12 protein-coding genes (1 of these 12 cut by a window edge) are annotated in these 10,938 nt (G+C 36.2%); 9 read left to right on the top strand and 3 right to left on the bottom strand.

Annotated features, from left to right (window positions below; translation table 11 throughout):
* A partial coding sequence (locus tag BN2144_RS05130; protein WP_033827233.1) for a CotH kinase family protein occupies positions 1–739 on the bottom strand: 739 nt, incomplete at its 3' end.
* 280 nt (positions 740–1,019) lie between these two features.
* On the opposite strand from BN2144_RS05130, the gene BN2144_RS05125 reads away from it, so the two are divergent.
* The 8 genes from BN2144_RS05125 (at position 1,020) to BN2144_RS05090 (ending at position 8,936) form a co-directional block, all read left to right on the top strand.
* Positions 1,020–1,268, top strand: a complete 249-nt coding sequence (locus BN2144_RS05125; protein ID WP_033827232.1) for a hypothetical protein — start codon at positions 1,020–1,022, stop codon at positions 1,266–1,268.
* Positions 1,269–1,276: 8 nt separating this feature from the next.
* Positions 1,277–1,459, top strand: a complete 183-nt coding sequence (locus BN2144_RS05120) for a hypothetical protein (RefSeq protein ID WP_033827231.1) — start codon at positions 1,277–1,279, stop codon at positions 1,457–1,459.
* A 373-nt stretch (positions 1,460–1,832) separates the two neighbouring features.
* Complete coding sequence (locus tag BN2144_RS19670; protein WP_139017853.1) at positions 1,833–2,015, top strand: hypothetical protein; 183 nt, start codon at positions 1,833–1,835, stop codon at positions 2,013–2,015.
* Between the two features lie 602 nt (positions 2,016–2,617).
* Positions 2,618–4,747 carry an LPXTG cell wall anchor domain-containing protein gene (locus tag BN2144_RS05110; protein ID WP_033827229.1) on the top strand — a complete coding sequence of 710 codons (2,130 nt, stop codon included), beginning with the start codon at positions 2,618–2,620 and terminating at the stop codon, positions 4,745–4,747.
* Positions 4,748–5,033: 286 nt separating this feature from the next.
* Positions 5,034–6,257, top strand: a complete 1,224-nt coding sequence (locus tag BN2144_RS05105; protein ID WP_082195149.1) for an ISL3 family transposase — start codon at positions 5,034–5,036, stop codon at positions 6,255–6,257.
* A gap of 195 nt (positions 6,258–6,452) precedes the next feature.
* Positions 6,453–6,908 carry a DUF2521 family protein gene (locus BN2144_RS05100; RefSeq protein ID WP_050632218.1) on the top strand — a complete coding sequence of 152 codons (456 nt, stop codon included), beginning with the start codon at positions 6,453–6,455 and terminating at the stop codon, positions 6,906–6,908.
* 129 nt (positions 6,909–7,037) lie between these two features.
* A complete protein-coding gene (cwlD, locus tag BN2144_RS05095; RefSeq protein WP_042337651.1) occupies positions 7,038–7,775 on the top strand; it encodes an N-acetylmuramoyl-L-alanine amidase CwlD in 738 nt (245 codons plus the stop codon).
* Between the two features lie 102 nt (positions 7,776–7,877).
* Positions 7,878–8,936 carry a P-loop NTPase gene (locus BN2144_RS05090; RefSeq protein WP_033827227.1) on the top strand — a complete coding sequence of 353 codons (1,059 nt, stop codon included), beginning with the start codon at positions 7,878–7,880 and terminating at the stop codon, positions 8,934–8,936.
* Positions 8,937–9,038: 102 nt separating this feature from the next.
* Here BN2144_RS05090 and gerD read toward each other — a convergent pair whose 3' ends face one another.
* A complete protein-coding gene (gerD, locus tag BN2144_RS05085) occupies positions 9,039–9,608 on the bottom strand; it encodes a spore germination lipoprotein GerD (RefSeq protein ID WP_033827226.1) in 570 nt (189 codons plus the stop codon).
* A 171-nt stretch (positions 9,609–9,779) separates the two neighbouring features.
* On the opposite strand from gerD, the gene BN2144_RS05080 reads away from it, so the two are divergent.
* The gene (locus BN2144_RS05080; RefSeq protein ID WP_033827225.1) at positions 9,780–10,424 is read left to right on the top strand and encodes a KinB-signaling pathway activation protein; all 645 of its coding nucleotides are present in this window, start codon (positions 9,780–9,782) and stop codon (positions 10,422–10,424) included.
* A 163-nt stretch (positions 10,425–10,587) separates the two neighbouring features.
* Here BN2144_RS05080 and BN2144_RS05075 read toward each other — a convergent pair whose 3' ends face one another.
* A protein-coding gene (locus tag BN2144_RS05075) for a polysaccharide deacetylase family protein (RefSeq protein ID WP_033827224.1) crosses the window boundary here: on the bottom strand, positions 10,588–10,938 show its 3' portion. It continues 399 nt past the right edge of the window; 351 of the gene's 750 nt are visible here — the last part of the coding sequence; its start codon lies beyond the right edge, outside the window; its stop codon occupies positions 10,588–10,590.

The raw sequence follows: 10,938 nt of genomic DNA, 5'->3' as shown, positions 1-10,938 counted from the left end.
TAATGGAGAATAGGTTTGTTTCAGCGTTGAGAAATATCGCATAATTTTGGTGGAAACCATCAAAGTTTTGAATACATACGACACCAGCTAACCACCGTAAAAACGTATGAACATCGAGATAATTTTCAACTTCCTTCGTAAATTCATCATCGGATAGAGCGTTTATTTTATAAATAAACTCTCGAAAATATAGTCCCTCTTTTACAGTTCCGTATTTACATTCATAGCCAGATAATAAGTCTAACTTCGACCTTTTCTCATAATAACTATACAGGGAAAAATCAGCATCACTGTTAATAGCGTAAAAAATGGCTTTTACCGGTATGTTTCTTTTTTCAAAATAAAGTTGGTCCAACGATTCAATTTTGAGGTAGATACCTGACTTCTTTCCATTAATTTTTAAAAAGACATGTCTCGCTGATGGGACGAAAACCCCAATATCATGAAAAAAATCAAAAGAAAGCTTGGAGCGGATAAGTGAGGTATCTAAAAATTCTGCATTTAGATGGAATTCTTGGTTTTTTCGATAATTTGCTCGCTTTTTTATCGTAATCAGGTACGATTTTTTTGCAAACTCTCTTATATGATTTCCCCGATACGCAAGATTTATAGGAAATGTTTTATTATGAATGGTAAGTTTTGCCGGAATAGGTTCATCAGACCATATATCCGTCATTAGTTCACGAAGATTTGCTGGATGGATGAAAAGTGAATATGTTGGGATGGTTGTTCTATCCATGAAAATCCCTCCAACCTTTAAGTTTGGCAATTAATAAATCATATGAAAGATAAGTGGTGAGTGCTTGTACTGCTATCCTGTTTTTACCGTTTCTAAATCATGGGAATCATTTTTTGGGCTCTATACTTGTGACGATTAATAGGGGGTTAGATACATATACAGTCAAAACGGACAAGGATTTCATAATAATAACTAAATTGTATTGAAAGGGGGGAGTTTTCATTGTCTAATGAAACTTCAGAAATGAGTAGGAGTAGTGGATTTAATATGAGGGAGCAAAGTGAAATGGATTGGAATACAAGTGGCTCGCGTTCCAGTGAAAGAAGGAGCGATAAATTTACAAGTGGCTCGCGTTCCAGTGAAAGAAGGAGCGATAAATTTACAAGTGGCTCGCGTTCCAGTGAAAGAAGGAGCGATAAATTTACAAGTGGCTCGCGTTCCAGTGAAAGAAGGAGCGATAAATTTACAAGTGGCTTGCGTTCTAGTGGAAGAAGGAGTGACTATTATTCAAGTGGCAGAAACACAATAAGTAACGAATTGACAAAGTTAAGCCCAGGTCAGTTTCTTGTCAAAGCCGTTGCTAGTGATATTACGATAACGGTTCAATTAAGAGATGGCGAGGTTATTACAGGGATCTACTCCGGTGCTACAGATGGTTTCATCGCAGTAGGAGATAAAAATGATATTGAACCGAATGATATTGTAGCTTTCTCTCTATAGTGCTTACCGTTACTAAGCAGTTTTTTTACCAATAGATTAACTAATTCCTGGCGAAGTGTCTTTAGAATTATTTTACTAGTTGTTGACCCAATTATCTCGAACAATAGGATAAAACAACATAATAAATAGAATAGAGGACAACTGTATCATTTTAATAGCGAAACTTAAAAATTAATATAAACACACAAACAACTAGGACAATCCCTTCATAGTATGAAGTATCAACAGTGAAAGGTGGTGAAATGAATTGCCAAGAACACGTGGACGTAGATCGCCTGGCCACAGAACAAGAGGCCGCAGAACAACAGGCCGCAGAACAACAGGCCGCATAACTACGGGTCGCAGAACAACGGGACGTAGAACAACAGGACGTATGAGACGAGGTGTAGGACCGGGTAATCTTTTTGTGAATACAGTTTCTATCGGTACAACGGTAACAGTCAGATTATCGAATAGTAATGTTATCACAGGAAGATACTTTGGTCTTGTAAATGGATTGATTACGATTGGTAGTAATTTCATCGATCCAAATGATATTGTAGCATTCTCAGTTTAATTAATAGTACCAGTCGATGTTGCAAGAGGAACCCTGTAGATTAGAATCTACAGGGTTCCATCAATTTTTTAGAACTTAAATTTTTATCCTTTTCCAGAAAAATATCAACATGGTTGTATGATACATTCAGACTTATGAACTATAGTGGGGTTGAAATATACAGCTTTATGTCGAAAAACTAGGGCTATAAAGGTAATTTAGTTTCTAGGTCTTTTGCATTCGAATTTGTCGAATGGGATGGAAAAGCGACTTAAAAAATAGGTGTACCATCTTTTTGTTGTCAAAAAAACGAGATTTTGTAGTTCTTTTGTATGAAAACAGGAACAAGGGTGCGTAATATAATTCTAAATTTTTGAAGTAGTAATAATGATTCTAATCTACTATTTCCAATTTAGATACCTTGTTCTATACTCCGTAATTAGAGGTATTTCCTATTTTACATCCAGAGATTTCCTCATAGATTGTAGTAAAGGGATGTTTTAATACATATATAAAAGACATACTTCAGAGTCCTTATTTTTCGTACTCCCATTACTATAAGCCTTGTCATGAACCATAGTCATAGGAAATATTTCGATTAAATATAGTAGGAGGGGAATGGGATGAAGAGGAAAGTGTCACTTCTTTCTCTCGCTTTCTTGCTCGCTTTTTCACCAGCAGTAGCTTTTGCGGCTGAAAACGAAAAGTCGGTTGGGAATGAAAATGTCGAGCAAAAAGTCACTGTACAAGATGTATCAAATGTAGTGACTAATGAAGGAGCGGAAGAGAAACAAGCAAATTCAGAAGTACAAGAAACGGCTTCGGATGTAAAAAACAATGTACCTACAGAGGAAACGTCAAAAAAAGAGGAAGTAGCTCCGACAGTAGAGGGTGAAGAAAAGGTTGACGAGGCTACTAAACATGAACAGACGACAACAAATAAGGAAGATGCCGCAACAGAAGAAGCAAATCCAGTGAGTAAACAAGAAGAAGCAGAGAGCGGTGTTGAAGACGAGGGTGAAATAAGTGAAGATAACACTGCTAATGAAAATACGAACGATGAGGAAACAAATGATGACGATTTAAATCTTGATAATATTTACGGAACGGCTTCGGGTAAAATCCAATATGACTGGAACAAAGGTTATTTTGTACTAAAATTACAGGCTGGATTAGGAAATTTCTCGAGCAAACCGATTAAACAGAAATGGGTCGCTTTTGCTTTACCAGATGGTGTTTATGTTCCAGATGTAGCAGACGTGCCAGCAGGAATTGTCCCAGTTAAACTTTATGATGGGCATAATGGAATTGCTGTAAAAGTTCCAGATGTAAAAGGGCACGAACATCAGTTTGTATATCTTGATATTCCTTTAGTAGGTGAAATTGACAAGGATTATAATTCACCAAATAAAAATCTATACTTATTTAATATAGATATTAAAAATGGAACAGCTGAAGACCTTGGACAAATTGGTGCTCAACGTGAAATTGATTTTTCAGTAATGAATGATACACCAGAGATCCAAGTTGAAGGGGCTGTTAGTGGTTCTGCTGTTTATAATCGTGAAAAGCATTATTATGAGATTGGACTAAATGTGAAAGTGACAAATGACTCTGAACAAGAACTTACAGATGAATATATAGGATTCGAATTACCAGAAGGAGTAAGAGTTCTAAAAGGTAATGATGATGTGAAACTGTTGAAACAAGACGGGAAAGACATTTTGGCCGTTCATTTTCCAACCATTAAAAAGGGAGAAAATGTTGTTAAAACGACCGTACCAATTATTGGGAAGACAAATGGTGAAGTGTCGAATAAAGGTTTAACACTTTATCGAATTAATGATACGTATCAAATTATTGGTCAAATTGAAGGTGAAGCCAATATTGATTACTCTGCGATGAACAAAAGTTGGATTTTCAATGGTGAAAGCCAATTAGTAAGAGACTTCCCAGGATTACCAAAGAATCAATTTGGCATGCGTTTTGCTTTTGAAGTACAAAATTTAACGCTTGCAGATGTTGAAAAGGTGAAAGTGGAATTTCTAGTTCCGGATGACATAAAAGTACATGCTCCGGACGGATATAAAACAGGTGATTTACCTGATTCGTTAAAAGACTTTTTATCTGAGGATTTCTCAGGAGTCGGCGGTAATCTTGATATCGAATGGAAAGGGAATACTGCAACAATCAATTTGGATACGATTGAAGCAACAGAATGGAATCAAGGTTATTTTACTGCAATTGGTGAAAGCTCAAAAGCACTTGATAAACTGAAAGGATTAGATGTTAAAATCACTCTTTATCAAGATGGAAATAAGGTAGTGGATGTTATCCATGTACCGTTCTCTGTTGTTCCTTATGAAGGTCCAGGAGATGACCAAGATAAAGGCAATGATGGTGATAATGACAAGAATCAAACACCAGGTACGGATAAAGAAGAACCAAATGATGAGAATAAGACTGGACATGATAATAAAAATAAAGATAATCAAACGCCAGCAATAGATGACGGTGGTTCAAAAGGTGAAGATCCAACGAATAATACGGATTGGAATAAAAATAATCAAGGTGGAACAGATGGAAATGGAAACTCCAGTAATGGAACTAATAAGAGTTCAAGTACAGTATTAAGTGATGGACAGTTACCAAAAACAGGTTCTTTCTTTAATAATTGGTTTTATTTAATGGTAGGTGCAATCATGCTTGTTACTGGTGGATTTATTTATCGTCGTTCCCGTATGGCTCAATAAACGAATTCGTCTTTTCAATTAGAAGAGACTGGGACAAAACTCCAGTAAAATAAAAATTAAGGCGTTGGAGCTTACACTAAAAAGTGTAGACCCAACGCCTTTTTTGTCACAATTATTGGCTAGTTATGTCCCAGCCTCTTTTTCAATAAATGCACGTACAAGTTTTATTATTGTGGCTCTATAATAAATGTTGGGGTTAATAAAAGATTCAAAAAAAAGAGACACACGACTCCTAATTTCCTTTTATACTTGAATTGACAGAAACAAGTTAAAGAAAGGGAGTCGTGTGCAAATGAATAATAACATAATTATGCCAGGATTAGAAGACGTAAAAATACTAAAAGTGGAACAAATGGATGACAGATTAGCGTTGTTTGTTGAAATGGAAGCACGCACACATACTTGTCCTAGATGTGGTGCCAAAACACGACAAATTCATGATTATCGAATGCAGAAAATCAAGCATTTAAAGTGGTTTGAACGCCTCTGCTATATCTTTTATAACAAGAGACGATATCGTTGTGATGCTTGCGAGAAGAGGTTTCCTGAGAAAAACAATTTTGTGGAGCGTTATAAACGGTTTACCAAAGAGTGGAATCAGGCTGTAAACGTGAGAAGTGTTCAAGCCAAAACATTTAAGGAACTAGCTCAACAATATGGTACTTCGATTTCAACGGTTATAAGACGATTTGATGCATTTGCCGAAAATGAAGTAGGGGAAGTTAAGGAACTCCCGAGAGTAATCGCTATAGATGAGTATAAAGGGGATACCAAAGAAGGAAAGTATCAGTTAATCATCGCAAACGGAGATACAAGAGAGCCTTTGGATATATTACCGAATAGAAAAGGAAAAACAATATCACAATACTTACGAAAGTATGGGGCCAATGTAGAAATAGTCATTATGGACATGAGCCATTCCTTTAAATCGGCTGTACGAAAGGCCTTAGATCATCCACTAATTATAGCCGACCATTTTCATTTTTGTCGCTATATCTATTGGGCACTTGATAAAGTAAGAAGGCGGATTCAGTCAGATTGGAATGATTATGACCGGAAAAAGTGTAAAAAAATGAGATATGTATTTTACAAAGATAGTGCGAAACTAACCGAAAACGAGAGATGGTACCTAGATCGATACCGTGGTATGTCGAAGGAACTAGATATGGCGTATCAATTAAAAGAGGCTTATTGTGAATGGTTCAAACAAGCGAAAGAAAATGGTTCAGAAGGTATGCGTAAAACCAAAGAAGGCTTAAACACGTTTTATCAGTTAGTTAGAGATACTGGAGTGCAGGAATTTCTACGCAGCATACGGACGTTTAAAAACTGGGAAAAAGAAATTTTAAATAGTTTTATGTATAGCTATTCTAATGGATTTCTGGAAGGAATAAATAACCACACAAAGGTAATAAAACGGAATGCGTATGGTTTCAGAAACTTCAAACGAGCAAGAGCTAGAATATTGTTATCACACAAGTATAAAGGAATAGGGGTCCATCTAGGCTAGAAATAATCCCCCTTTTATTGTAGGTATGAATTTTATTTCATACCTACAATAAAAGGTCACCAAGCGAAAGCGCGGTAGCTTAACCCCAACATTTGACAAAGAACCATTATTGTTAAATTCCCCCTTTGATACCATAACTTCTATAGTGATTCCCTTGATAGACGTGTAAACAATAAAACAAAGGGGGAATTTTCTTTGAATACGGATATAAATACAAATATAGATACAACATTTATGAAGCGGCGTCGAGAGCAACAAATGAAGTTTGAACGAAGCGTATTACGTGAATTATCAATTGAAACGTTAAAAAAGAGTGTTCGCCAGTTTTTCGGAGTCATCGAGTCAAATGTAGATGGTAATTTTGATCAAGCGGTAGAAGAAGGCTGCTATGATGTTGCATTAGAAGTATATTTATTAGGAAGTAGTTACAGCCGTTTAGGATACTATGGAAAGCCATTAGAGGAAGTAATGGAGACGGCGCAAGAAGAAAGGGGAAACTTTGCTAAAGCATTGCATGATTTTATTGAGTTTTGGGGTGCGCCTGAAAAGAATAATGAATCATTAAAATATAAATGTGATCAGTTTGTTGATCATTGGTTTCGTGAAGGTTTTACAAAAGGTAAAATGAAATATAAAATGCGACTTCATTGAAATTCTTTTAACCTTAAGGGAGTATAGTCGAAAAAACGGACACAAACATGTTTTAGCGTATTTGATTTAGTTGTTCTAATCCCTTGCTCTTGTCCATATAATGTTTTAGGACAGGCAAGGGGGAATTTGATGAAGAAAAGATGGGTATTAATCAGTGTTTTGACAGTAGCCATTGGTTTTTTCATTTATCTTATACAGGAACGTTTTTTAGAACAGGGTGCTTGGGATGCGTGGAGTTTACCGCTAACTGGTCGCATTATTTATATTGACCCTGGTCACGGAGGCGTTGATGGTGGTGCCAAAAATGGGGAGGCCGTGGAAAAGGATATTGCGTTATCGATTTCAAAAAGATTAAGAGATTATCTTCAACAACAAGGTGCACTTGTGTTAATGACAAGAGAAGACGATGTTGACCTTGCTGAAGAGGACACGAGAGGACTTAGTCGTAGAAAAACAGAGGACTTAAAACAGCGGGTCGAGGTGATTAATGACTCGGAAGCGGAATATTTCGTTAGCATTCATCTTAATTCAATCCCTTCCTCTCGCTGGTATGGTGCACAAACCTTTTATCATGAGAAATATATTGAGAATAAAATTGCAGCAGAAATGATTCAAGAAGAGTTAGTAGAAAATCTAGATACAAATAGAGTGGCAAAACCAATTAGTCACGTATATTTGTTAAAACAGGCAAAAAAGCCAGGAGCGTTAGTTGAAGTCGGATTTTTATCAAACCCTAATGAAAGAGATAATTTATTGTCTGAGAAGTATCAAGAAAAGGTCGCGGCTTCTATCTATGAAGGAATTATGAGATACTTTACAGAGGAGAAAGAGCGGAAGATTAAAATTGAAAAAGAAAAGGACAATTAATTTCGAATCCTTTGCAAATTATATTCAATTGCAAAGGATTTCTTTATTTGCGAAAGATGTCTTATAATAGAATAGACAACTTGAAAAAAGGTGGCGGGGAAAATGCTTTCAGAAAGTCAAGTGAGAGAGTTATTAGAAAAGATGGAAGACCCATTTTTACATAAGACATTAAAGGAAACGGAAGGAATTGTCGAAATTAAGGTTAAAGAGGAGAAACAACATGTTAGTGTGAAGCTAGCTATTGCAAAGACCGGAACAGGTGAGCAAATTCAACTACAAACGAATGTTGTGAAGGCGCTTAAAGATGCTGGTTTTGCTACTGTAGGTATTCGTTTTAGCCAATTGCCGGATGAAGTGATTGAAAACCTCTATCCTGCGGGTACAGAAGATATTGGACTTGCTCCAAGTAGTAAAACAACAGTTATTGCGATTGCGAGCGGAAAAGGCGGGGTTGGTAAATCAACTGTGTCTGTGAATTTAGCTGTTTCTTTAGCACGCCTAGGGAAAAAGGTTGGGCTAATTGATGCCGATATTTATGGATTTAGCGTTCCTGATATGATGGGGATTATTGACCGTCCAGTCGTTCGTGGTGAAAAAATTATTCCAGTTGACCGTTTTGGTGTGAAAGTCATATCTATGGCGTTTTTTGTTGAAGATAATGCACCGGTCATTTGGCGTGGACCAATGCTAGGGAAAATGTTAACAAGTTTCTTTAAAGAAGTTGAATGGGGAGACGATTTAGATTATCTCCTATTAGACTTGCCTCCTGGTACCGGTGACGTTGCTCTTGATGTCCATCAAATGTTACCAACATGTAAAGAAATCATTATTACGACGCCACATCCAACAGCCGCATTTGTTGCAGCTAGAGCGGGTGCAATGGCCTTATCAACAAATCATGAAGTTATCGGTGTAATTGAAAATATGGCCTACTTTGAAAGTAAAAAAACAGGTGAAAAGGAATACATCTTTGGCCATGGTGGTGGGGAGAAACTCTCTGAAGAATTACAAGTGCCGTTACTAGGTCAAATCCCATTAGGTCAACCAGACTGGAACGATGACGATTTTGCGCCGTCTGTTTATCAAATTAAACATCCGATTGGGAAGATTTACTTTAAAATTGCAGAAAAAATTATGGATTTAGTGGAATCAAGCAAATAAGATGAAAGAAAGGGGCTATCTAGAAAGTCATATTTTGACTTTTAGATGTCCCTTTTCATATCTTTAAAACATTGATTTTGAATAGCCAATCCCTTTTCATATTTACTTTTTACTATCTTTTTTTGTCTGTTCGCTGGCTGCTTTAAGAAGTATATCTTGTATTTTCGCTTGGTAAACAGGGCTTTCAAATGTCTCAGAAATAACCCCTTTTAAGTGCTCTCGATATTCGGTACTTTTTAATAGGTCAGCAAGCTCTTTTTCTAACTCCGGGTCATGTAAAATTTCAATTAATTTCGAGCGATACTCAGGGTCATTTAACAAGCTTTTTAATAACGCTTGGTTTTCTTCCTTCATACTTTCTGCATATGCTTTTGCAAATTCAGGATCTTCAAATGCTGCTTTCCAAAAATCCTTCCCTTTGCTAGACACTAAAGTCGATTTAATGGAATCATTCACGACCGTATTATCCATAACTAGATCAGATTTGAATTGTTCATCTGCAAGTACTTCTTTTAATGCTTTTTTCCCATCATCGGTTTTTAAAATATCGACTACCATTTTCTTTGTCTGATCATAGTCGAATTCCTCTGCCCCTTGAGCTTGGGTAGAACAGCCAGCAAGTATGATAAAAATACTTAAATATAGGAGCGGAAAGAGTAATTTTCTAAACATATGTTAAGCTCCTTTCATCATATCCTCTATCAATAGAATGGAGTTTTTTGTTTAAAAATATACTCGAATGAAATGTGTAGATTTTTCATGGACTGGTTGTTAAAATAGAATTACTACAATTTTTAGGAAAATTATAAATTTATGCGACAAATGGGTGTATGGGGGGAGTTTATGAACATAAGAAATTGGGTTCGTTTATTTTTACATACGTTCGTGCTAGGTGGGTTGGTTACAGTAGTGACGGGATTTGCGGTCCAATGGGGGAAATATAAAGCGCTATTTGTAAGTTTTGATGTATTAGAAATACTTTCAATCACTATCTGGCTGGTGGGTGTAGGTTTTATCTTTAGTGCCATTAGTCAAATGGGGTATTTTGCCTATTTAACCGTTCACCGTTTTGGATTAGGATTTTTCCGTTCTCTATGGAATCCAGTTCAAGCTGTCATCATTGCGTTTGTTTTATTTGATTTTGTTTATTTTCGTTATAAACAATTTGCAGGTGTTAACGATAGTATAGGTCCGTACCTATTATTTGCTCTATTTTTACTTTTAATCGGGCTTTCGATTGCTTATATAAAATCACAGCAGACCAACCGTCATGCATTTATCCCGGCATTGTTTTTCATGGTTTGTATAACTATTATTGAATGGTTTCCCGTATTACGTGTAAATGACCAAGATTGGTTTCACCTTATGTTATATCCGTTGTTAATTTGTAACGCCTATCAATTGCTCATGTTACCAAAGTATATTGAACGTTCAAAGGTAGAGAAACAAAATACAAGTAAAACGAGTGAGTTTTTGACAGGGAAATAAGTACAAAGAAACCTCGCTCATACTTTTTGGCGAGGTTTATCCCTTTTGTAGAGTAATGAAATGTGGATACCAACACTTCAATCGTGTAACAGACGCGAAGACCCTACTTCAAATTGTCAATTCGTTAAGTGGTGGGCTGTTGACCAAAGGCTGACAAAAAGATTTATTTAATCTCCTTTGTTTTTGCATCCCCCTCAATTAACATGTTGGACACAGTTGTTAAAGATAATTTTTTCTTTGATAATATTTTTAATATGTCAGGTAGTGCAACAGCGGTTTGTCTTGCGGAATCTGAAGCGTGAAGTAAAATAATATCACCTTTTTTTACGTTAGATACATTCTTAAGGATTTTTTCTACACCAGGATTTTTCCAGTCTTTAGAATCGACACTCCAATGCACAACAGAATAGTCAAGATTATGGGCGATTTTTACAAAACGTTGATCAAAATGTCCTGATGGTGCCCGGACAATTTTTTTGTGCTTCACATTTAACTTTTTCATAACTTCCTCTGC

It is taken from the genome of Bacillus andreraoultii (genome assembly GCF_001244735.1).
GTDB lineage: Bacteria > Bacillota > Bacilli > Bacillales > Caldibacillaceae > Caldifermentibacillus > Caldifermentibacillus andreraoultii.
Note: the sequence above shows the minus strand (reverse complement) of the source record. Positions and strands in the feature narration are given on the sequence as shown.

Bases quoted from the DNA above. Each gene is read 5' to 3' on its own strand.
- BN2144_RS05090 (WP_033827227.1), top strand. From the start codon at position 7,878: ATGCTTTCAGAAAGTCAAGTGAGAGAGTTATTAGAAAAGATGGAAGAC.
- cwlD (WP_042337651.1), top strand. From the start codon at position 7,038: ATGAAGAAAAGATGGGTATTAATCAGTGTTTTGACAGTAGCCATTGGT.
- BN2144_RS05110 (WP_033827229.1), top strand. From the start codon at position 2,618: ATGAAGAGGAAAGTGTCACTTCTTTCTCTCGCTTTCTTGCTCGCTTTT.
- gerD (WP_033827226.1), bottom strand. From the start codon at position 9,608: ATGTTTAGAAAATTACTCTTTCCGCTCCTATATTTAAGTATTTTTATC.
- BN2144_RS19670 (WP_139017853.1), top strand. From the start codon at position 1,833: ATGAGACGAGGTGTAGGACCGGGTAATCTTTTTGTGAATACAGTTTCT.
- BN2144_RS05080 (WP_033827225.1), top strand. From the start codon at position 9,780: ATGAACATAAGAAATTGGGTTCGTTTATTTTTACATACGTTCGTGCTA.